Genomic DNA, 21,638 nt, shown 5'->3' with positions numbered 1-21,638 from the left:
GTCCACCTACGCGTCGCCACTCTTCGCGCCTGCACGGTCGATAAAATCCGCCCGATTGATCCCATGGCGCTGCAGCTTGTCGTAAAAAGTCTTGCGGGGGATTCCGAGGGCTTGGAGGGTCTCCTTGACGTCGCCGCGGTGCGCCGTGAGAGCCTGCTTGAGGATATCGGCCTCGTAGCGTTCCAATCTTTCCGGCAGGGTTGCTCTGCTTGAGGCGGGCGTTGCGGCCGGGGCTCCCAGGTTTCCCTCCACCCCCAGCGCGACCCGTTCGGCGAAGTGCGAAAGCTCGCGCACATTGCCCGGCCAGGAATGCGTGGCCAGGTAGGCGCGCATGGCAGCCGAGATCGCGGGCACGTCGCGGCCGAAGCGTTCCGAGGCGCGGGCCAGGAAATGGGAGAAGAGGAGTGGGATGTCGTCGCGCCGTTCGCGCAAGGGCGGGATCGAGAGCGTCACGACATTCAGCCGGTAATAGAGATCTTCGCGGAAATCGCCGCGCGCGGCCGGATCGCCGAGGTCGACCTTGGCTGCGGCGACGACGCGGATGTCGACGGGACGGGTCAGGTTGGTGCCGAGCGGGGTGATCTCGCGTCCTTGCAGCACGCGCAGCATCTTCACCTGGGTTGCCGGCGGCATCGCCTCGATCTCGTCGAGGAAGAGGGTGCCGCCGTTCGCATGCTCGATCCTGCCGACCCGCTTCTTGACGGCGCCGGTAAAGGCGCCGGGCTCGTGGCCGAAGAGCTCGCTTTCGATGACCGTTTCCGGCAGAGCGCCGCAATTCAGTGCGACGAAGTTGCCGGTCCTGCGTCGGCTCCATTGGTGCAGCAGCGTGGCGACCACCTCCTTGCCGCTGCCCGTCTCGCCGGCGACCAGCACATCGACATCGGTGTCGGCGATGTGTTTCAAGGTCTGGCGAAGCCGCTCCATGGCCGGCGTCTGGCCGATCAGCGGCAGTCCTTCGGAGGCGGCTTCGGCCGCGCGGCGCAGCGCCCGGTTCTCCATGACGAGCCGCCGTTTCTCCTCTGCGCGCCGGGCGCTCTGGACAAGACGGTCGGCGGCAAACGGCTTGGCGATGAAGTCATAGGCGCCGTCCTGGATCGCCTGCACCGCCATCGGTATGTCGCCGTGTCCTGTGACAAGGATCATCGGCAGGTCCGGATCGAGCGCCAGAACCTTGCGGAAAAGGGCGAGCCCGTCCATGCCCGGCATGCGGATATCGCTGATGACGACGCCCGCGAAGTCGGCGGAAAGTTCGGAGAGCGCCTCCGTCGCGCTGGCAAAGGACGAGACGGTGAAGCCCGCAAGCTCGAGCGTCTGCTGCATCGCCTTGCGCAGATCGCGGTCGTCATCGATCAGGAACACGGATGGGGCGGCGCTCATCGCTCAGGCCTTCTTGAGATTGACGGTAAATATCGTTCCGGAGGGACCGCTCTCGACCTCGATCGTGCCGCCATAGTCGGAGACGATCTCCTTGGAGATCGCGAGACCGAGGCCCAACCCGTCTTCCTTCGAAGTGTTGAACGGCGTGAACAGCTCTTCGCGGACATCGGCCGCAATCCCCGGGCCATTGTCGGCGACGGTCAGCGCGATACCGCCGGCCACGTCCTCGCAGCGCACTCGGATCGCGCCGTTCTCGCTGTCGCCGATCGCTTCCAGCGCATTCTGCAGAAGGTTGATCAAGACCTGCTCCAGCCGGATGCGGTTGCCGAGTGCCTGGAGGTCATCGGGCGGCAGATCGATGCGTATTGCGTCCATCCGTCCGGCAAAACGGCTTCGGAGCAGCATGAGCGCACCCTCGACGACCTCCTTCATCGCGGTCGGCCCGGCGGCGAAATGGCCCTTGCGGGCGAAGCGGCGCAGTTCGTCGGTGATGGCGCCGACCCGATCGGTAAGTTCGGCAATGCTTTCCATGTTCTCGGCGGCGGTGGAGCTCTGGCCACGGTCGAGAAAGGTGCGGGCATTATCGGCATAGGCGCGGATGGTGGCGACCGGCTGGTTGATCTCATGGGCAACCCCGGCCGCGACCTGGCCGAGGATCGCCAGTCGGTTCGCCTGGACGAGGTCCTGCTGCACGGCCTGGAGCTTCTCGGTGGTCTGCCGGTGGTCGGCGATCTCGGATTCGAGACGGTCGCGCGCCATGCGCAGGTCGCGCGTCCGCTCCTCGACGCTCGCCTCAAGCGCATTGCGGGCCAGCCGCTCCTCGGCGCTGCGCATGGCGACGACCTGGCGACGGCGCAGGAGCAATGCGGCAAGTGCGAGAAGCGGTACGAGCGTGGCAAGGGTGAGGAGCTGCGCTTCCCGCGCACCCGCCGCAAGCGGCGCCTTCAGCGGCGACAACTGCTCGAGCCGCCAGTTCGTCGACGGCACCATGGTTTCCACGCGCAGGAAGGTTGCGTTGGAGTCGCCCGGCAGCAGGGCGTCCAGCGTGGAGGAGCCATCGGGCCGCGCTTCGATCTTCCGGAAAGGCAGCGGCAGCAGCGGTGCATCGCCGAACTGCAGGCTTTCGCGGATGGGTGCGAGCCGGTCTTCGGGGATCGGCTTCGTCGTCATGAAGCGCCAGGAGGGCAGGCTGGTGATGAGGACGATGCCGCGCCGGTCGGTGACATAGGCCGGCTTGCCGGAGACCTGCCAATCCGCCTCGACCCCGTCGAATTCGAGCTTGGCGACGATCACCCCCAGCGGACCGCGGGGCCCGTCGACGCGCCGGGAAATATAAAGCCCGGGCCGCTTGCTGACCGTGCCCAAGGCGAAGTGTTCGGCCATGCCGTCGCGCACGGCGAGCCGAAAATAATCGCGGAAGGCATAGTCGTTACCGACGAAGCTCGTCGGCTCCTGCCAATTGCTGGCCGCGACGGCCACGCCGCTCCGGTCGATCAGATAGATGACCGCGGCTTCGGCACTTGTCGCCAAGGCCTCGAGCTTGCGGTTGATACGGTCGAGCGACTGCCTGTCCGGCGAAATCAATGCGCCACGAATGGCTGCGTCGTCGGCGAGGACAAGCGGCAGGGCGCGCTGCCGTTCCACGACTGCCCGAAGAAGCGAGGCTTTCAGGCTGGCGTCGATCCGGCTCTGGCCGGCAAGGCCGGCGAGCGCCTGCGACCGGCCGTAGTCTCGCGCAAGAAGAAGGCCGGCCGCCAGAAGGACGAGCGCGACTGCCGCGAAAACCAGCCAGGACCGTCGGGCCCGGCTGCGAAGCGCACGCGGATCGCTCGCATCTGCAGGAAGTTTGGCCATGCGAGCATTGTGCATGATTTCGCTCAGCGCGCCAGCGTGTCTGTGCGGAAATCCGCACATATCCACGAACAGCAAGCGTGCGACGCTCCCAAAAATCTCATGAATTCAATCGCATCGGCCTCCGCGGCAAACTGGCACGCATGTTGCTCACCAGCTCCACAAGGCAGCCATTGCTGTCGATCTTCGGAAAGCGGCCCGGGAGGCCCGGCATGTTGCCGGACTGGGCCTGCCACGTGGAGGACATCATGATCATCGAACATTCCGCGGAGGTCCGCGGCAAGACACCTCTTTACCGCCATCTCTATGTCCAGGTGCTGGCGGCGATCGCCGCAGGCATCCTGCTCGGGCATTTCTATCCGGACATCGGCACGGAGCTCAAACCGCTCGGCGACGCCTTCATCAGGCTCGTGAAGATGATCATCGCGCCGGTGATCTTCCTGACGGTCGCGACAGGCATTGCCGGCATGACCGATCTCGCCAAGGTCGGCCGCGTGGCCGGCAAGGCGATGATCTACTTTCTCGCCTTCTCCACCCTTGCCCTTCTCGTCGGCCTCGTCGTCGCAAACGTGGTTCAGCCAGGCGCGGGAATGCATATCGATCCGGCCTCGCTGGACGCCAAGGCGGTCGCGACCTATGCCGAGAAGGCACACGAGCAGTCGATCACCGGCTTCCTGATGAACATCATCCCGACGACGCTCGTCGGCGCCTTCGCCGAGGGCGACATCCTGCAGGTCCTGTTCATCTCGGTGCTCTTCGGTATTTCGCTGGCGATCGTCGGCAAGAAAGCCGAGCCCGTCGTCGATTTCCTGCAGGCGCTGACGCTTCCGATCTTCCGGCTCGTTTCGATCCTCATGAAGGCCGCCCCGATCGGCGCCTTCGGCGCCATGGCCTTCACCATCGGCAAGTACGGCATCGCCTCGATCGCCAATCTCGCCATGCTGATCGGCACCTTCTATCTGACGTCGTTTCTCTTCGTCTTCATCGTGCTCGGCGCGGTCGCACGCTATAACGGCTTCTCGATCCTCTCGCTCATCCGCTACATCAAGGAGGAGCTGCTGCTGGTGCTCGGGACGTCTTCCTCGGAGGCGGCGCTTCCGGGCCTCATGAACAAGATGGAGAAGGCCGGCTGCAAGCGCTCTGTCGTGGGTCTGGTCATTCCGACCGGCTATTCCTTCAACCTGGACGGCACCAACATCTACATGACGCTTGCGGCCCTGTTCATCGCCCAGGCGACCGATACGCCGCTCTCATACGGCGACCAGATCCTGCTGCTCCTCGTCGCGATGCTGAGCTCGAAGGGTGCGGCCGGCATTACGGGCGCCGGCTTCATCACGCTTGCCGCAACGCTCTCGGTCGTTCCCTCCGTGCCGGTCGCCGGCATGGCGCTGATCCTCGGCATCGACCGATTCATGTCGGAATGCCGCGCCCTGACCAATTTCGTCGGCAACGCGGTTGCGACGATCGTGGTGGCGAAGTGGGAAGGCGAGCTCGACCAGGCGCAGCTTTCCGCAGCTCTCGGCGGCGAGGCGTCTGCCGAGGCCATCCCGGCGCTCGTCCAGCCCGCCGAATAAGCTAGCCTCTCAAGGCGAGACCGCACGCCGGTGCGGTCGGCGCGGTCCGGTTCTCCGGGCCGCGCTCTTTTTGCGATGGCGTGCGGCTCCGCAATCCTCTCGGGACTTTTCGGGACGGTCCCCCGCCGCACGGGCCGATCAGATCCCGTGCAGCACCTGCGTCGCCTTCACTGCCGCCGAGGCCCGGTTTTCGACGCCGAGCTTCACATAGATCTGTTCGAGATGCTTGGTGACGGTGCGCGCGCTCAAGCCCAGGATTTCGCCGATGTCGCGGTTGGATTTCCCTTTGGCGATCCACAGCAGCACCTCGGACTCCCGCTGGGTGAGCCGGAAGTGCTGGCGCAGCGTTTCGTCGTCGCTCAAGCCGTTCTCGGCCGTCAGCCGGAAGAGGTATTCATTGGCGCCGACCGCGCCGAGATAGGAGATCTGCAGGCCAGTCTGGCTGCCGCGCTGCAGGGTGAAGGTCCCTTGCCTTTCGCCGGGACTGGTTTCCCGCTCCCGCATCCACTCGGCAATGCGCCCGGCGACGAAGGCAAGACCGTCGTCGCTGCCGGTGGCCGCGTTGACGAGACGGGTCGCCTGCGGCGTCGACCAGCGGACCGTTCCATCGCCCCGCACCGCCAGCAGATGCCGCCCCGCCGCGTCCAGTGCGACGCGGGCGCTCTGGGCGGAGCGCGCATTGGAGAGATGGACGCGGATGCGGGCGCGCAGCTCGTCGATATTGATCGGCTTGGTCAGGTAATCGACGCCGCCGGCTTCGAGCGCCCGCACCACATGCTCCGTCTCGGTGAGGCCGGTCATGAAGACCACGGGCACCTGGGCGACGGAAGCATTCGACTTCAGCCGGGTGCAGGTGTCGAAACCGTCCATGCCGGGCATGACCGCATCGAGCAGGATGATGTCCGGCGTGATGCGGTCGGCGATGTTGAGCGCCGCGTTGCCGGAGGTCGCGATCAATACGGAAAAGCCGGACTGTTCCAGCGCTTCGGTCAAAAAGCCAAGCGCCTCCGGTGAATCGTCGACGAGAAGTACGATATCTCGCACGTTCGCTGCCTCAGGCACGGGCATTCGCCTCCCCGGCGAGCAGGCGTTTGAGGAAGGCGTCATAGCCCGCGAGGTCGAATGCCCCGACATAGGCGCGCGCCGTCTCGGCGAAGGCTCGGTTGTCCGGGTTCAGGGCGATCTCCGTCAATTTTGCTTCGATGCCCCTCACGTACCCGATTTCGCCGAGCTCGATCAATTCCTTCAAATGATGATGGCCGGGGCTCGCCACCGCAGGGGTCATGCCGGTGCCGGACGTTTCCTGCGGGCCGTCGTCGTAGATCCATTCGAGTTTCAGGTGGATCGCGAGCTTGTCGGTGAGCTGGCGCAGGCCGAAGGGCTTGGCAAGCGCATCGTTGTGGCCGATGGCGCCGGCGGCCGAGCCGTCGCCGATATTGGCCGAAAGCATGATCGCCGGCGCGCTCTGGCCGCCTTCCCTCAGACGCATCACCAGATCCCAGCCGCTCATGCCGGGCATGGAGATGTCGATCAGGAACAGGTCCGGTTTCGTATGTTCGACGAGCGCCAGGCAGGCCGCCCCGCTCGCCGCCGCAAGAACGGTGAAACCGAGTGGCGCGAGCAGCTCGCCCATCAGGTCGCGGTGGTCCGCATTGTCGTCGACGACGACGATCGTCCGACGTGGTCCTCGATAGGACTTGATCCTGCGGACCGGGTCCTTGAGCGCGGCGGGCCGGTCGACGGCAGAGAGCATCAGCCGGACCTTGAAGGCCGTGCCCTTGTCCTTCTCGCTGGTGACGGAGATTTCGCCGCCGAGCGTCTGGGTGAGCAGGCGCGTGATGGTCAGGCCGAGGCCGAGGCCCGGCATGCGATATTCCGCCTCGCCGCGCTGAAAGGGCTCGAAGATCCTGGGCAGGTCCTTCTCGCCGATGCCGCGGCCGCTATCCTCGATGGTGAAACTTGCAACCTGGCTGCGATAGGCGACGTCGAAGCGGATATGCCCCCGTTCCGTGAACTTCAGGGCATTGGAGAGCAGGTTGACGAGGATTTGCCGCAGGCGCTTGTCGTCGGTCCGCACATATTGCGGCAGCGAGGCTGCGCGGTTGTGCTCGAAGGCGATGCCCTTGGCCTGCGCCTGCGGGCGGAACATGTCGACGATCTGGTCCAAAAAGTCCTGAATGTTGATCTCGTTGGAATAGACCTGCAGCTTGCCGGCTTCGATCTTGGAAATGTCGAGGAGGCCGTCGATCAGTCCGGAGAGATGGTCGGCGCTGCGCCTGATCGCCTTGATCGCGCCCTGCCGCGGCGGCGGTATCGTCTCGTCGCGCTCGAGGATCTGGGCGTAGCCGAGCACCGCATTGAGCGGCGTGCGCAGTTCGTGGCTCAGGCCCACGACATAGCGGCTCTTCGCGCGATTGGCCGACTCCGCCCTTTCCTTCGCGTCCTGCAGCGCCGCGTCCGTCTTCTTGTGGGCGGCGATCTCCTTCAGAAGAGCCGTGTTCTGCCGGGAGGATTCCTCTTCCGCAACGACCCGGCTGTCATGGGCAAGCACGTAGAACCAGGACACGACGCCGGCAAGGATGGCGAAGACGAAAAAGACGATGGCGATGGTCCGCTGGACGACGTCGGCGATCTCGGGAGAGGCGGCCGTGGTCTGGTGAGCGATCATCGCCAGGATCACGCCGATGCCGGTAATAGAGATCACCGCCGAAATCGCGTAACGGCCGAGCCTTGTCGCGAGCTTTGCGACGACCGTTTCGGGCAGGACCGCCTTGGCCACGGTGGCGACCTGCGCCTTCAGACGCGCCTTCGGCTTGCACATGTCGTGGCAGCGGCTGTCGAGCGAACAGCAGAGCGAGCAGATCGGCGCCGCATAGGCCGGGCACCAGGCCATGTCCTCCGGTTCGAACGGGTGCTCGCAGATCGAGCAAGTGATCTCGTTTTCGCGGAGCCAGCTCTTGCGCGGCTTGCGGGCGAGATAGAATTTCCCCTCCGTCCACCAGGCGATCAGCGGCGAGACGACGAAAGCCGTGACGAGCGCGATATAGGGTGCGAGCGAGGCGGCGATTTCGCCCGCCGCGCCGAAATGCGCGACGAGGGCGAAGAGCGTCGACACGCCCATGGTGCCGAGACCGACGGGATTGATGTCGTAGAGATGGGCGCGTTTGAACTCGATTCCGGGCGGGGCGAGACCGAGCGGCTTGTTGACGAAGAGATCGGCCGAGATCGTCGAGAGCCAGGCCATGGCGACGATCGAAAAGATACCGAGCGTTTCCTCCAGCAGACGATAGATGCCGAGCTCCATCAGGAGGAGCGCGATCGCCACGTTGAAGACCAGCCAGATGACGCGGCCCGGATGGCTGTGGGTGAGCCGCGAGAAGAAGTTCGACCAGGCGAGCGAGCCCGCATAGGCGTTCATCACGTTGATCTTGAGCTGCGAGACGACGACGAAGGCTGCCATCAGCAGGAGCGCGGCCGTGTCCGATGGGAAGATGTAGCCGAAGGCCGTGTAATACATCTGCGCCGGGTCGGCGGCCCTGGTCGAGGGAACGCCGGTGCTGAGCGCCAGGACGACGAGAAAGGAGCCGGCCAGCAGCTTCGGCGCGCCGACGATCACCCAGCCGGAGCCGGCAAGAAAGACGGCGATGCGGTGGCGGAGCTTGCGCTCGCCGTCAGGCGGCAGGAAGCGCAGGAAGTCCACCTGCTCGCCGATCTGCGCCGTCAGAGCGAAGATGACCGCCGAGGCAGCGCCGAATTCGACGAGATGGAACGGCGCGAGCGTGCCGGGGGGACCCGATGTGTGATGGATGCCCGCATAGGCGAGCCACAGGCCGACCTTCTCCCAGTCCGCAAACGCGATGAAGACGAAGGGAAGAATGTTCAGGACGATCCAGAAGGGCTGCGTGACGAGCTGGAACCGGCTGATCAGCTTCACGCCATGGGTAACCAGCGGGATCACCATGACGGCGCTGACGATGTAGCCGATCCAGAGCGGTATGCCGAGCGCAAGCTCCAGCGCCCCGGACATGATCGAGGCTTCGATCGCGAAGAGGATGAAGGTGAAGCTCGCATAGATCAGCGAGGTGATCGTCGAGCCGATATAGCCGAAGCTCGCGCCGCGCGTGAGAAGGTCGATGTCGACGCCGTGACGAATGGCATAGCGGCTGATCGGCAAGCCGACGAGAAGGATCATCAGGCTCGCGACGAGGATCGCGACGATGGCGTTGGTCGTGCCGTAGGACATGGTAATGGCACCGCCGATGGCTTCCAGCGCCAGGAAGGAGATGGCGCCGATCGCCGTCTGCGAAATGCGCGCCGAGGAGAAGCGCCGCGCGCTCTTGGCGGTGAAGCGCAGCGCATAGTCTTCGAGCGTCTGGTTGGCGACCCAGCGGTTATATTCTCGCCGAACGGGAATGATGCGCTGGCGTGCCGCCATGGTCCCTCGTCATCTCGCAATGCCGGCCGAATGCGCCAGCCGCCCATGTCGTAACACGGACGAGCGCCCCGGGAAATTGCTGCATTGCGGAAAACGTCGGCGCTCTATCGGGGGCGCTTGATCAGTTTTGATCGTTTCGTATCGAATGCTCTCTTTCTTTAAACGGATTTGCTCTGCGTTCCCTTGAGGCGGACCAAGCGAATGGGCAATCCTGCCAGCCAGAGGAGATCAAATGATCAAAGAACAGCGACATGCGAGGATTCTTTCGATACTCCGCCGACAGGGCGTTGTGAGTGTGGAAGAGTTGCGCCGCTGCATGCCGGGCGTCGCGGCCGTGACGCTCCGGCGGGACCTCGCTCAACTGGATGAACTTGGGGCCGTCCGGCGTCGCCACGGGGGAGCAGTGCTCTCCGACGAGGCGATCGTGCGCTCGAAGGGCTCGCTGCCCGGGGCGGAGGCAAGCCCGCTCGCATCCGATCTCGACTCGCTTGATGCCGTCATTCTGCCACCGATTTCCGGTCGGGGAAGCGACGCGCTCCGGCGGGAAATCATTCGCCGCGGAATACCTTTCATCGCCGAGAGTGCGGCCCAGCCGGACGGGGTCTACCTGGGTCCCGACAACTTCACTGCCGGCGTGGAACTGGGACGACTGGCGTCGTCGGAGGTGGGCGGCAGTCCCGTCACGATGCTTGTGATCGGTGTCGCCGAGTTGCCCAATACCCGCGAGCGCGTGGCGGGCTTCGAGGCAGGTCTTGCCGAAGCGGGCGTCAAACCGGCGACCGTCTATCGGGTCAATGGCCAGGGCAGCTACAGGGTCGGCCTTCGTGTCGCCCATGACGCCTTCGTCGCGAACGACGCGATCAACCTCGTCTTCGCCGTCAATGATCATGCGGCCATTGCGGGAATCGAGGCGGCGGAGCGCCTGGACAGACGGGTCGCGGTCTATTCCATGGGCGGCGAGAGCGCCGGCTTCATGGCGCGCCTTGCCGAGAACGGCCCCCTTCGCGCCGTGGGCGCTCTGTTTCCGGAGGTGGTCGGGCGCCTGGGCATCGATATGGCCGTACTGGGGGTGTTAGGGCAATCCTTGTCCGACACCATCACGCCGCACGCCATCATCACGCCCGAAACGCTCGACGACTATTTCGAGAACGGTCCGCAAGGCTGGCACCTCAAGGAGGAGGTGCTCGAACGGCTTAGCAGCGGTCGGCTCGGCTTCAAGGCGAACCTTCTGCGGTCGCGGCGGATCGGGTTCCTGCCGCACTATCCCGCGCATGACTGGTACAGGAGCATGGCGAGCGCCATGCAGACCCGTTGCCTCGTTTACGGGGCTACGCTCGTCATTTCGCCGCCGCATCATGGCATCTCGGCCGAGATCGCCAGGCTGCGGCGAGAGATTGCCCAAAGCGCGGTTCAGCTTTTCCGGCCCGGATTGGTGGCTGCGCTCAACGAGGGGCAGGCAAACGTCCTTCTGGCCGAAGAACTTCGAAGCCTCGCGGCAAACAAGCCGGAACGTCTGCAGGGCGTTACAGTGCTGACCAATTCCTTCGACGTGCTGCATGTGCTGGAGGACACCTCCGGGATCAAGGTGATCCTGACGGCCGGGGAATACCAGAAGGCCGACCGCTGCCTGGTAGGGCCGAGTCTCGGGGCGATATTCGAGCGGGTCCGCCCGCATCTCGCCTTCGTCGCTGTGGACGGGGCTACATCCGGCTTCGGCCTTTCCTCGCTTGACGAGCGGCGCGCCCTTGCGGCTCAGCGGTTCATCGATGCGGCGCAGACCACCATCGTCCTCGTCGACAGCGTCGCGCTCGGTTCCGACGCCAATCATCGCATCGCCGGAATTTCCCAGATCCGCTCGGTGCTCACCGACGATGGTGCTCTGCCCGAGGACCGTCAGCGTTTCCGCTCGGCGGGCGTCGACGTGCTGATCGCCGGGGAAGCGCTTCCCGAGCCGAGCTTCGAGACGGGCGCAAACTACCGAAGTCATTCCTGAAACAGACATATCGCGAGGGAGGAAACCATGAAGCGATCACTTTTGACGACTGTATTCCTGGGAGCGGCGTTGCTTTCCACGGGGCCGGCGCTTGCCGCCGAGGTGACGCTGCAGTTCTGGGACAACCAGCAGACCGAAAGCGGCCTTTCGGATGTGCAGAAGGCCGCCGTCGAGCGGTTCATGAAGGAAAATCCCGACATCAAGATCGAGGTCACGACCGTACCCTATCCGGAATATCAGCAACGGCTGCTGACGGCGGTGCAGGGCGGCAATGCGCCGGATATCGCCACGCTCGACCAGATCTGGGTCGGCGCCTTCGCCAAGGCCGGCGCGATCGCCGACCTGACGGATGGGGCCGCTTCCGCCGGTCTCACCCGTGACGGCTTCTTCGGCGGGGCTTGGGATTCGGCAGTGCTGGACGGCAAGCTCTACGGCATTCCGTTCAATGTGGACGTGTGGCAGTTCAGCTACTACAATAAAGACTTGCTCGCCGCTGCCAAGATCGACCCGGCGAGCCTCGGCACCTTCGACGGATTGAAAGCCGCCGCCGAAAAGCTGACTGCCGACGGCAAGTTCGGCGTCGGACTGTTCGGCCACAAGGGCGAGGATACGGTCGTCGTCGGCGACTCTTTCATATTCTCCAATGGCGGCAAGATCCTGAACGACGACGGCAGTTGCGCCCTGACGGAGGCGCCTGCGGTCGAGGCCCTCACCTACCTTCAGGCGCTATCCAAGTTCGCCCCCGCCGGCATTCTCAATGCCTCGTCCGGCGACATGCGCGAATTGTTCCTGAACGGCTCGCTCGCCATCGAGTTCTGGCCGGCCCTCGAACAGCCGACCTTGCAGAAGAGCAGCCTCAGCTGGGGTTTCGTGAATGGAACCGCGCCGCAGGGCAAGATGCCGGTCGGAACCTTCGGCGGCTGGAACCTGGCCGTTTTCGAATCATCCGAGAACAAGGAGGCGGCTTGGAAATTCATCCAGTTCATGGTGCGTGAAGACGTGAACGGCGATGTCGTCGACCTCATTCCCGCCAACAAGAAGGCCGCCGAGGCCTTCCTCGAAGAGAACCGTCAGGATCCGCAGACGATCATGACGCATCTCGACAATGCGAAGGCTCGTCCGCTGTCGCCGCGTTATCTCGAGCTTGCTGATGCGCAGGTCGCCATGTTCCAGGACATCTATGCGGGCGGCGATCCGGCTGCGGCAGCGGCCAAGGCCTGCGACGTCATCAACACCCTGAAGTAATTCCATCTCCAGCCGCATCCCGGAGACGGGGTGCGGCCCAGGATAAGGTTTTTCCGATGCGCCAAGATCGCCGGCTCCACTGGCTGCTTCTTGCACCCGCTCTCATTCTGATGGCGGTCATGCTGTACTATCCGATGTTCGCTACGGTCTATGAAAGCTTCCACGAAACGAGCTTCCTGAACCCCGATCCCAAGTTTGCGGGGCTCGCGCTGTACCGGCGTGTCCTGGCAGGCGGCACCTTCACGCAAGTGCTGGTGAATTCGGTCGTCTGGACGCTCGGCGTCGTGCTGTTGCAGAATATGCTTGGCTTCCTCACCGCGCTTCTGCTCAATCAAAATCTGCCGATGCAGGGCGCGCTTCGCGCCGTCGTCCTCCTGCCCTTCATTCTGCCCGGAGTCGTCGCCGCCATCCTCTGGCGCTTCATGTACGATCCGCAACTGGGTCTCGTGAACTCACTGCTGCTTCAGGCGGGGCTGATCGAAAACAGTGTCGCCTGGCTTGCGGACAGCCGCATGGCCATGGCCTCCGTGATCGTCGCTGCGGTCTGGAAAGGCTTTCCCTTTTCCATGCTGATCTACCTCGCGGCCCTGCAAAACGTCGACCGAAGCCAGATCGAGGCAGCGACGCTGGACGGTGCGGGGCCTGTGCGCCGGCTCATCGATGTCACACTGCCCGCGATCCGTGACGTGATCGTCGTCAATATCGTGCTGACTCTGATCCTGACCTTCAACTACTTCGACATCATCTGGGTCCTGACCAAGGGTGGTCCGCAATCGGCAACCCACATATTCCCGACCAAAATCTTCGAGACCGGCTTCGGCCAGTTCCGCTTCGGCGAGGCTGCGACCTACGGCGTGTTTTCGATCCTCGTGCTCGCTGTCCTCGTGGCGCTCTATGCGATCGTTCAGGGCAGGGCCAATCGCCGGAGGGTCGCCGCATGAAGCAGACCCGATCGACCCGCCTCGCATTGATGCTGCTCCAGCTTCTCCTGGCCGTGCTTGTCCTGCTGCCTTTCTTCTGGATGCTTTCCGTCAGCCTGAAGCCGCCGGCCGAACCCTTTGCGATCCCGGCCCGGCTCTGGCCGGACCATCCGACGATCGACAATTACGTCACGGCGTTCCGGCCGGAATTCCGCACCTATTTCCTCAACTCGCTGGTGGTATCGCTTTCCACCGTCGTCATCAGCGTGAGCCTTGGCCTGCTTGCCGCCTACAGTTTCACGCGGGCGCAGCTTGCCGTGATGTCCGCGCTGGTCGGGATGGTGGTTCTGGCGCAGATGTTCCCGCACTCGGCGATCATCATCCCGATCTATAAGATGATGCGCGGCGCAAATCTGCTCAACACCTACTGGTCGCTTATCCTCGCCTATGTATCGGTGACGCTGCCGGTGGCGATCTGGATGCTCAGGGGTTTCCTGCTGAAGCTTCCGGCCGCACTCGAGGAATCGGCCGCGATCGACGGTGCGACGCCGCTTCGCGTGTTCTGGGACATCGTCGTGCCGCTGTCGCGCCCCGGCCTGATCGCCACATCGGTCTATGTGCTCATCGTCACCTGGCAGGAGTTCCTCTTCGCGCTTTCCTTTACCTCGACAAAGGAGATGCGGACGCTGCCGGTCGGCCTCAACGATTTCATCGGCCAGTACGGAATCCGTTACGGCGAACTCATGGCCTCCTCGGTGATGGTTTCGCTGCCGGTCATGGCCGTCTTCTTCTTCCTGCAACGCTACTTCGTCGCCGGCATCACCGCCGGTGCCGTGAAAGGCTAAGCCATGGCACTGATCGAAGCGTCGGACCTCCTTCCGGGTATCCGCCAGATTCTCTTCAACCGGCCGGAAAAGCTGAATGCGCTCTCCACGCCCCTGATGCGCGAATTCGAAGCTGCGCTCGACGAGGCGGCTGCGGATACGGACGTGCGCGTCGTCGTGCTGCGCGGCGCCGGCGGCAAGGCTTTCGTCGCGGGCGCGGACATCGCCGAATACCAGGGAAACAAGCGGGCGGAATTCTTTGCCTACCAGTTCAATTCCCGCCGGGTTTTCGACCGGCTCGAACGTGTCGCCAAGCCCGTGATCTGCGCCATCGACGGCTTTGCCCTCGGCGGCGGTTTCGAGATCGCGCTCTGCTGCGACATCCTGATCCTGTCCGAAACCGCGCAGCTCGGTCTGCCGGAGGGGCGGCTCGGCCTGTGCCCGGGAGGCGGGGGCACGCAGAGGCTCTTGAGAGCGATCGGGAAGTATGCGGCATCCGATCTTCTGCTCGCCGGGTGGCGGATGTCGGCGGAGCGGGCTCTCGCACTCGGGATCGCCGCGGACGTCGTTCCGCCGCAGGAGATGGAAGAGGCGATCCTGCGCCGGGCGCGCGCCTGCCTGAAGATCGCGCCGCTCGCGGCGGCCGAGATCAAACGGCTGCTCAGGGAGGGCGCTGACGCCTGCACCGAGACGGCGAAGAGCCTGGAGCAGGAGGTTCTGTTCCGCCTCTATTCGACCGCCGACGGCCAGGAGGGCATCGATGCCTTCCTTGAGAAACGCGATCCCCAGTTCAGGATGGAATAGATCATGGAATTCAAGGACAAAGTCATCGTCGTGACCGGCGGTGCCAAGGGCATCGGCCGCTCCTGCGTCGAGCTGTTCGCGGCGCGCGGGGGGCAGGTCGTCTTCTCGGACATCGACGTCGCAAGCGGAGAGGCGCTGGCTGCAGGGCTCGGGGATTGCGTCGCGTTTCTGCGCGGCGATGTTCGCCGGCTTGCCGACATGCAGGCCATGGCTTCCCTCGCCGAGACCCGTTTCGGGGGCCTCGACGTGATCGTCAACAATGCAGCCGTCGCGCTCGACGGCGTGATCGACGAGATCGACGAAGAACGCTGGACGACGGTGATCGACACCAACCTGACCGGTTTCTGGCGAACGATGAAGGCCTGCGTGCCGCTCCTGCGCAGGCGCGGTGGCGGCGCGGTGGTCAATCTCTCCTCCGTCCAGGGTCTGATCGGCTTTCAGGGCTGGCCGGCCTACGCTGCCGCGAAGGGCGCGATCATCTCGCTAACGCGGCAATGCGCCATCGATCTGGCCAAGGCGGGTATCCGCGTCAACGCCGTCGCGCCAGGCACCATCATGACGCCGATGAACGAGAAGATCTTCGACGAGACCGAAGACGCACAGGCCCTGATCGACACCTGGAACCGGGCGCATCCGATCGGTCGTTTTGGCCAGCCGATGGAGGTCGCCGAGCTCGTCGCCTTCCTGGCATCAGACAGGGCGAGCTTCATCACCGGCGAGATTGTGCGTTGCGACGGCGGGCTCGCCATCCGGGGCGAGTGATGCAGGACCTGTTTTCCATAGGTACGCCCTGCGGCGCGTTACAGTTCGATCCGGCCGTCGGCAACATTCCCCTGCTGCGCTTCCACTGGGCGGGGCGCTCGATCGAGCCCCTCTATGCAGCTCCGTGGCGCGACGAACCGGAGGCGCAGGCCAATCCGGACCTTTCGCCCGCCGAGCGCCGGCTGGCGGGAGACTTCTTCTGCGCCCCCTTTGCCGAGGCGGCGGATCCGGATGTACCTGCTCACGGCTGGACCGCCAACAGCGCGTGGCAGTTGCGGGAGCATGGGGCCAACCGGCTGTGCCTTGCGCTCGCTCGCGACGTCTCCGGCGCGCAGATTGCGAAGATCCTCGAAATTTCCGCGGACGCGCCTCTGCTCTACCAGGAGCACCGGATCGACGGAGGGGAGGGCATTCTGCCCGTCGCCCATCACCCGATGCTGCATCTTGAGGGACGCGGACGCTTCTTCACCTCGAAAAAGCGAGCAGTCCTCACGCCGGGCCAGATCTTCGAACCGGGGCGCTCCTGCCTCGCCTATCCGACGCGCACCGCCGAGCCGGAGCAAGTGGAAGGCGCGAACGGCGGAACGGTGGACCTGACGCGCTGGCCGATCGGCAGCCGCAACGAGGATTTCGTGATCCTGGTCGAAGCATCCGGTTCGCCACTCGGCTGGTCCGCGGTGATCCGGGAGAAGGAAGACGATATCGTCTTCTTCCTCAAGGACCCCTCCGTCCTGCCCGTCACCATGCTGTGGTTCTCGAACGGCGGGCGCGACCATGCCCCGTGGAACGGGCGGTTCGTGGGGGTAACGGGCATCGAGGACGGATGCTGCGCCGGGCCGGGCGGCGAGGCGCAAGCCCGTTCGGGGAACGCGGTTGCGGCCGAAGGCGTCGCGACCGGGCTGCCGCTGGCCGAAGGGCGCAGCCATATCGTTCGCCATGTGATTGGCGCGGTGCCGCGCCCGGCAGGATGGACCCGCATCTCGGATATCTCCATCGCAGGGAACCTGCTCACGATCTTGGACGGTGCCGGACGGCAATTGGATCTGCCGTGGCGACGCGACTTCCTGAAAGGACACGAATGATATGGCTGCAATCGAGCTGCGCAAACTGACCAAGAGCTTCGGCACCTATACCGCGCTCGGCGGACTGGATCTCTCCATCGGTGACGGCGAGTTCCTGGTCCTGCTCGGTCCATCGGGCTGCGGCAAGTCGACCACCATGCGGATCGTGGCAGGCCTCGAGGAACCGACGTCAGGCGAGATCCTGATCGACGGGCGCCGGGTCAACGACGTCCCCGCTCGGGACCGGGACCTCGCCATGGTGTTCCAGAACTATGCGCTCTATCCCCACATGACCGTGGGCGAGAACATCGCCTATCCGCTGAAGATACGGAAAGTCGTCAGGCCCGAACGCGAGGAACTGGTGCGCGCTGCGGCCCAAAGGGTGGACATGGAGCATCTCCTGACCCGCCGTCCGGCCGAGCTTTCCGGTGGCCAGCGGCAGCGCGTGGCGCTCGCCCGCGCCATCGTGCGGCGCCCGCAGGTGTTTCTGATGGACGAGCCGCTTTCCAATCTCGATGCAAAGCTGCGCACGGTGATGCGCGGCGAGTTGAAAAACCTGCAACGCGACCTCGGTGTCACGACCATCTACGTGACCCATGATCAGGTCGAGGCCATGACGCTGGCCGACCGCATCGTGGTGCTGAACAAGGCGGTCATTCAGCAGATCGGGACACCTGCGGAGATCTACGCCCGTCCCGCGAACACCTTCGTCGCGAGCTTCATAGGCTCACCCCCAATGAATCTGCTCCCCGGCCATCTGCGGGACGGTTTTTTTGCAAGCCAAGGCGGGCGCTTTCCGCTGGACCATGCGCCAGGTGAGATAGTGCTGGGCATCCGGCCGGAACACGTGCGGGTCGCGCCGGAGGGGAGCGGCCATTTCAAGGGTACGGTGTTCTCCTCCGAACTGCTCGGCGACTGCACCATCCTGACCGTCAAGGCCGGTGATGTGTCGATCGCCGCCAAACTGCCGCCGGAGGCGGGGCTCGAGCGAGGCACGCCGGTCAGCCTGAGCTTCGCAGCAGGACGAATGCATTTGTTCGATGCCGCGACGGGCGGGCGACGGGGAGAGGCGTGATGTCTGCCCCCGTTCTCTCAGAAAACCGCGTGCGGGTCTTTTTCGACGGTATATGGAGCGAGCCGCGCCTGAGCCACCCGGAGGGTGTCGCCATCGGGCCCGACGGCTGGGTCTGGTGCGGCAACCAGGACGGCGACATATGTCGCATCGCCCCTGACGGCAGCCGCATCGAGCGCGTAGCAGCAACCGGGGGCTTCATTCTCGGCCTCGCCTTCGACGGGGATCGGGGGCTCTACGCCTGCGACCTGAAATACGCGTCCGTATTCCGGCTGGATATTGCGGCCGGCACGCTGGAACGACTCGACGCACCGGGTATGCGCATACCGAACTATCCGGTCATCGACCGTCGCCGCCGTCGCCTTCTCGTCTCGGACAGTCATGCTTCCGACCGGCCGGGTCCGGGCATCTGGGCCTTCGATCTTGCCGGCCGAACGGGGCATCTCTGGTGCAATTCCGACTTCACCTTCGCCAACGGGCTCGCAATGCGGCCCGGCGAAGACGCGCTCTATGTCTGCGAAACCTTCGCCAAGCGCGTATCGCGCATCGGCATCGAGCCCGATGGCAGTGCAGGGGAGATTGCTTCATTCTCAGCCGGACTACCCGGCTATCCCGACGGTCTTGCCTTCGACGAGGCCGGCAACCTCCTGATCTCTCTTTACGAACCATCGCGCATACTGAGGGTGGATGCCGGGGGCGGCGTATGTGTGCTTGCCGAGGATCCGACAGCGCATGTGCTTTGCCATCCGACCAACATCGCCTTCGACGGTAAGACGCTCTACGCAGCCAATCTCGGCCGTTGGCACATTGCAGCGATCGATTGCGACGTCGGTGCGCCTCCGCTCTGGAGGGCCACGGCATGACCTTTGAGGGCCTCACCTGGGATCATCCGCGCGGCTATGACGCGCTTGCGGAGACGGCGCGGCGCGTGAACGCCCGCCGTGCGCAGCCGTTGATCCGCTGGAACAAGCAACCGCTGGAAGGTTTCGAAAGTGCCCCCATCGGCTCGCTTGCGGAGAGCAACGACCTCCTGGTCATGGATCATCCGCATATCGGCGAGGCAATCGCGGAAGGGTGTTTCCTGCCGCTCGAAGACCTCTATTCCGCAGAACAGCTGCAGGCCTGGCGCCGCGACAGCGTCGGCCCTTCTGCCGAGAGCTACCACTGGGATGGCAGAACCTGGGCGCTGCCGCTGGATGTGGCGACGCAGGTCATGGCTCGTCGGGCGGACCGGCTCGCTGCGGCGCCCAAAGGCTGGGATGACGTGCTTGCAATCGGTCAACGCCTGCCCGTGGCGCAGTCGCTCGCCGGACCCCACGCGGTCCTGACCCTCATGTCCATGGCAGCCGGGGCCGGCGGCTGTGTCGGCGGGGCGGAATTCCTGTCGGACACCGAGGGCGCCCCAGCGCTCGAAACCATGCAGCGTCTCTACGCGCGGCGGCCCCGGGGAAGCGAAGCGCTCAATCCGATAGCGCTTCTGGAAGCTATGGCCCGGGGCGAAGATGTCGCGCTGGTGCCGCTGGTCTTCGGTTACGTCACCTATGCCGTGGCGGGTCATGCGCCCCATGCCGTTCGTTTTTCGGATACGATCCGGGTCGCCGGCGGCAGGGGCGGGGTCATCGGCGGCACGGGAATCGCATTCTCCCGCCGGTGCAAGCCGACGCCGGAGCTGCTTGCGCATATTGCGTCGCTCTTGTCCTCCGAGACGCAGATAGAGACGTTCCCGGCCTTTGGCGGGCAACCCTCCGCGCGTGCCGCCTGGCAGGACGCTGAGGTCAACCACGGCTGGAGCGATTTCTATCGCAACACGCTCGCCACGGCAGAGGCGGCACTGCTGCGCCCCCGTTTCGACGGTTACATCGCCTTTCAGGCGGCTGCCGCGGAACGAATCCGCTCGGCGCTGGAGCGGCGGGAAGAACCCGAAACCACTCTCGCTGCCCTTCGCACTCTCTGGCTGCGCGCGCGCCAGGGGGCGAGGGGACATCTCGACGACAAAAGAGGCTGATTATGACCGACACCCAGAACTCCACCCCTGCCGCCCCGGCGGGCATCCGCATCCTCGATTTTTCGCATCTGCTGCAAGGCCCTTTCGCGACGCAGCTTCTTGCCGATATGGGGGCGGACGTCATCAAGATCGAACGCCCCGGCACGGGTGACCTGTTCCGCTCGCTGACCTTTCGAAATAAATGGGTCGGTGGCAGCGAAAGCCCCAATTTCCTTGCCTGGAACCGCAACAAACGCTCGGTCGCACTCAATCTCAAATCGCCGGAGGTCAAGGCCATTCTCATGGAGATGGCGCGGAGCGCCGATATCGTCGTCCAGAACTTCCGCCCCGGAGTGATGAAGGCGATGGGCTATGGTTACGAGGATTTCCGCGCCGTCAATCCGCGGATCATCTATTGCTCCGGTTCCGGTTACGGCGAAGACGGCCCCTATGTCGAACGGCCCGGCCAGGACATGCTGGTCCAGGGGCTCACCGGCATCATGGCCGCGACGGGACAGGCGGACTCTCCGCCTACGCCGGTCGGCGCGGGCTTCTCGGACCAGATCGGCGCGATGAACATGGTCTACGGCATCCTTTCCGCGCTCTACTGGCGCGAGAAGTCGGGGCTCGGACAGGAGGTCAAGGTGAACCTTCTTGCCGGCATGCTTGCGCACCAGAACCAGGAGATGGTCATGGCGCTGAACTTCAATGAGGATTTCCAGCGTCCGCGAACGGGCATCGGGCATCCCGGCATGGATGCGCCGTTTGGCACCTATCCGACGAAGGACGGTTGGGTCACGATCGCGATGAGCCCATACCGCACACTGGTGAGAGTGCTCGGCAACGACGATCTCCTCGCCTACGACGATCCCGAAAAGCTCTTCGATCAGCGGGACGAGATCTGGCGCAAGCTGGCGGCGGAGACCGGGAAATGGACGACGGCCGCGCTGCTGGATGCATTGCTGGAAGCCGACATCTGGTGCGGCGAGGTGAAAACCCATCTTCAGGCGGCCGAGGATCCGCAGGTGCGCCACATGGAACTGGTGACGAGCTACGAACATCCGCGCGCCGGCACGGTGAAGGTTGTCGCACCCGCGGTGCGCCATTCCGAAACGCCTGCGGCGATACGCCGGCCGGCGCCGCTGGTCGGCCAGCACACCCGCGAAGTCCTGGGGCAGTTCGGCTATTCGGAAGATCAGATCAGCGCCTGGCTCGCTTCGGGCATTGCCTATGCAGACGAGGGAACAGGAAAGTGAACGGCGGGCTGTAGCGCGGGTCAAGTCGGCACCCGCCCATTGCAGATCGCAGCTCTTGACAGAACGCCACGCTGCTGCAATAAACCATCAAGTTAATTAACCTGATGGTTTATCAATCATGGACCAACTCAGCAGCACCCTCTCGGCATTGGCCGACCCGACCCGCCGGGCCATCGTTGCGCGCCTCGCCGCCGGCGAGGCGACGGTGAACGAACTTGCTGCTCCGTTCGATATGAGCCTGCCGGCGGTTTCCAAACATCTGAAGGTCTTGGAACGTGCGGGGCTGATATCCCGGGGCCGCAACGCCCAATGGCGGCCCTGCCGGCTGGAGGCGGCGCCGTTGAAGGAAATCGCCGATTGGGTCGAGCGCTACCGCCACTTCTGGGAGGGCAGTTTCGACCGGCTCGACAGCTATCTTCACGAGTTGCAGCGCAACGAAAAATCGGATCACGACTGAACCGGGTTCGCCCGACCGCAAGG

At 64.5% G+C, this 21,638-nt stretch carries 17 protein-coding genes; 13 read left to right on the top strand and 4 right to left on the bottom strand.

Annotated features, from left to right (window positions below; all coding sequences use genetic code 11):
* Positions 1 to 6 precede the first annotated feature (6 nt).
* Entirely contained in the window at positions 7 to 1,377 is a 1,371-nt protein-coding gene (gene dctD / locus AC6CIG_RS02825; RefSeq protein WP_498322244.1) for a C4-dicarboxylate transport transcriptional regulatory protein DctD, read from the bottom strand.
* A gap of 3 nt (positions 1,378 to 1,380) precedes the next feature.
* The gene (locus tag AC6CIG_RS02820) at positions 1,381 to 3,246 is read right to left on the bottom strand and encodes a sensor histidine kinase (protein WP_498322243.1); all 1,866 of its coding nucleotides are present in this window, start codon (positions 3,244 to 3,246) and stop codon (positions 1,381 to 1,383) included.
* 230 nt (positions 3,247 to 3,476) lie between these two features.
* Here AC6CIG_RS02820 and AC6CIG_RS02815 point away from each other — a divergent pair, with 230 nt between their 5' ends.
* On the top strand, positions 3,477 to 4,802 hold the full coding sequence (locus tag AC6CIG_RS02815) for a dicarboxylate/amino acid:cation symporter (RefSeq protein WP_498322430.1): 1,326 nt from the start codon (positions 3,477 to 3,479) through the stop codon (positions 4,800 to 4,802).
* Between the two features lie 138 nt (positions 4,803 to 4,940).
* On the opposite strand, the gene AC6CIG_RS02810 is transcribed toward AC6CIG_RS02815, so the two are convergent.
* Positions 4,941 to 5,870: a response regulator gene (locus AC6CIG_RS02810; RefSeq protein WP_498322241.1), complete on the bottom strand. Its 930-nt coding sequence runs from the start codon at positions 5,868 to 5,870 to the stop codon at positions 4,941 to 4,943.
* Positions 5,857 to 9,237, bottom strand: coding sequence for a hybrid sensor histidine kinase/response regulator (locus AC6CIG_RS02805; protein ID WP_498322239.1), 3,381 nt, complete (start codon positions 9,235 to 9,237; stop codon positions 5,857 to 5,859). Before AC6CIG_RS02805 ends, AC6CIG_RS02810 begins: the two co-directional genes overlap by 14 nt.
* Positions 9,238 to 9,469: 232 nt before the next feature.
* Between AC6CIG_RS02805 and AC6CIG_RS02800 the strand changes: the two genes are divergently transcribed.
* The 12 genes from AC6CIG_RS02800 (at position 9,470) to AC6CIG_RS02745 (ending at position 21,615) form a co-directional block, all read left to right on the top strand.
* Positions 9,470 to 11,230, top strand: coding sequence for a substrate-binding domain-containing protein (locus tag AC6CIG_RS02800; protein ID WP_498322238.1), 1,761 nt, complete (start codon positions 9,470 to 9,472; stop codon positions 11,228 to 11,230).
* Between the two features lie 27 nt (positions 11,231 to 11,257).
* Positions 11,258 to 12,475 carry an ABC transporter substrate-binding protein gene (locus tag AC6CIG_RS02795; protein ID WP_498322236.1) on the top strand — a complete coding sequence of 406 codons (1,218 nt, stop codon included), beginning with the start codon at positions 11,258 to 11,260 and terminating at the stop codon, positions 12,473 to 12,475.
* Between the two features lie 56 nt (positions 12,476 to 12,531).
* The gene (locus AC6CIG_RS02790; RefSeq protein WP_498322235.1) at positions 12,532 to 13,416 is read left to right on the top strand and encodes a carbohydrate ABC transporter permease; all 885 of its coding nucleotides are present in this window, start codon (positions 12,532 to 12,534) and stop codon (positions 13,414 to 13,416) included.
* Entirely contained in the window at positions 13,413 to 14,240 is an 828-nt protein-coding gene (locus tag AC6CIG_RS02785; RefSeq protein WP_494297574.1) for an ABC transporter permease subunit, read from the top strand. Before AC6CIG_RS02790 ends, AC6CIG_RS02785 begins: the two co-directional genes overlap by 4 nt.
* Before the next feature lie 3 nt (positions 14,241 to 14,243).
* On the top strand, positions 14,244 to 15,023 hold the full coding sequence (locus tag AC6CIG_RS02780) for an enoyl-CoA hydratase/isomerase family protein (RefSeq protein WP_498322234.1): 780 nt from the start codon (positions 14,244 to 14,246) through the stop codon (positions 15,021 to 15,023).
* Between the two features lie 3 nt (positions 15,024 to 15,026).
* Entirely contained in the window at positions 15,027 to 15,785 is a 759-nt protein-coding gene (locus AC6CIG_RS02775) for an SDR family NAD(P)-dependent oxidoreductase (protein WP_498322233.1), read from the top strand.
* Entirely contained in the window at positions 15,785 to 16,867 is a 1,083-nt protein-coding gene (locus AC6CIG_RS02770) for a hypothetical protein (RefSeq protein ID WP_498322231.1), read from the top strand. The genes AC6CIG_RS02775 and AC6CIG_RS02770 overlap by 1 nt, the downstream gene beginning before the upstream one ends.
* A 1-nt stretch (position 16,868) precedes the next feature.
* On the top strand, positions 16,869 to 17,921 hold the full coding sequence (locus AC6CIG_RS02765) for an ABC transporter ATP-binding protein (RefSeq protein WP_498322230.1): 1,053 nt from the start codon (positions 16,869 to 16,871) through the stop codon (positions 17,919 to 17,921).
* Positions 17,921 to 18,781, top strand: a complete 861-nt coding sequence (locus AC6CIG_RS02760; protein WP_498322229.1) for an SMP-30/gluconolactonase/LRE family protein — start codon at positions 17,921 to 17,923, stop codon at positions 18,779 to 18,781. Before AC6CIG_RS02765 ends, AC6CIG_RS02760 begins: the two co-directional genes overlap by 1 nt.
* Positions 18,778 to 19,923, top strand: coding sequence for an extracellular solute-binding protein (locus AC6CIG_RS02755; RefSeq protein WP_498322228.1), 1,146 nt, complete (start codon positions 18,778 to 18,780; stop codon positions 19,921 to 19,923). The genes AC6CIG_RS02760 and AC6CIG_RS02755 overlap by 4 nt, the downstream gene beginning before the upstream one ends.
* A gap of 2 nt (positions 19,924 to 19,925) precedes the next feature.
* The gene (locus AC6CIG_RS02750) at positions 19,926 to 21,158 is read left to right on the top strand and encodes a CaiB/BaiF CoA transferase family protein (protein ID WP_498322227.1); all 1,233 of its coding nucleotides are present in this window, start codon (positions 19,926 to 19,928) and stop codon (positions 21,156 to 21,158) included.
* A 118-nt stretch (positions 21,159 to 21,276) separates the two neighbouring features.
* Positions 21,277 to 21,615, top strand: a complete 339-nt coding sequence (locus AC6CIG_RS02745; protein ID WP_018096111.1) for an ArsR/SmtB family transcription factor — start codon at positions 21,277 to 21,279, stop codon at positions 21,613 to 21,615.
* The last annotated feature ends 23 nt before the right edge of the window (positions 21,616 to 21,638 follow it).

This window comes from Sinorhizobium sp. GQ132 (assembly GCF_059758575.1).
Note: the sequence above shows the minus strand (reverse complement) of the source record. Positions and strands in the feature narration are given on the sequence as shown.

Coding starts and splice junctions, on each gene's coding strand:
- AC6CIG_RS02800 (WP_498322238.1), top strand. CDS start 9,470: ATGATCAAAGAACAGCGACATGCGAGGATTCTTTCGATACTCCGCCGA.
- AC6CIG_RS02820 (WP_498322243.1), bottom strand. CDS start 3,246: ATGCACAATGCTCGCATGGCCAAACTTCCTGCAGATGCGAGCGATCCG.
- AC6CIG_RS02755 (WP_498322228.1), top strand. CDS start 18,778: ATGACCTTTGAGGGCCTCACCTGGGATCATCCGCGCGGCTATGACGCG.
- AC6CIG_RS02810 (WP_498322241.1), bottom strand. CDS start 5,870: ATGCCCGTGCCTGAGGCAGCGAACGTGCGAGATATCGTACTTCTCGTC.
- AC6CIG_RS02765 (WP_498322230.1), top strand. CDS start 16,869: ATGGCTGCAATCGAGCTGCGCAAACTGACCAAGAGCTTCGGCACCTAT.
- AC6CIG_RS02790 (WP_498322235.1), top strand. CDS start 12,532: ATGCGCCAAGATCGCCGGCTCCACTGGCTGCTTCTTGCACCCGCTCTC.
- dctD (WP_498322244.1), bottom strand. CDS start 1,377: ATGAGCGCCGCCCCATCCGTGTTCCTGATCGATGACGACCGCGATCTG.
- AC6CIG_RS02795 (WP_498322236.1), top strand. CDS start 11,258: ATGAAGCGATCACTTTTGACGACTGTATTCCTGGGAGCGGCGTTGCTT.
- AC6CIG_RS02815 (WP_498322430.1), top strand. CDS start 3,477: ATGATCATCGAACATTCCGCGGAGGTCCGCGGCAAGACACCTCTTTAC.
- AC6CIG_RS02745 (WP_018096111.1), top strand. CDS start 21,277: ATGGACCAACTCAGCAGCACCCTCTCGGCATTGGCCGACCCGACCCGC.
- AC6CIG_RS02750 (WP_498322227.1), top strand. CDS start 19,926: ATGACCGACACCCAGAACTCCACCCCTGCCGCCCCGGCGGGCATCCGC.
- AC6CIG_RS02785 (WP_494297574.1), top strand. CDS start 13,413: ATGAAGCAGACCCGATCGACCCGCCTCGCATTGATGCTGCTCCAGCTT.
- AC6CIG_RS02770 (WP_498322231.1), top strand. CDS start 15,785: ATGCAGGACCTGTTTTCCATAGGTACGCCCTGCGGCGCGTTACAGTTC.
- AC6CIG_RS02805 (WP_498322239.1), bottom strand. CDS start 9,237: ATGGCGGCACGCCAGCGCATCATTCCCGTTCGGCGAGAATATAACCGC.
- AC6CIG_RS02760 (WP_498322229.1), top strand. CDS start 17,921: ATGTCTGCCCCCGTTCTCTCAGAAAACCGCGTGCGGGTCTTTTTCGAC.
- AC6CIG_RS02775 (WP_498322233.1), top strand. CDS start 15,027: ATGGAATTCAAGGACAAAGTCATCGTCGTGACCGGCGGTGCCAAGGGC.
- AC6CIG_RS02780 (WP_498322234.1), top strand. CDS start 14,244: ATGGCACTGATCGAAGCGTCGGACCTCCTTCCGGGTATCCGCCAGATT.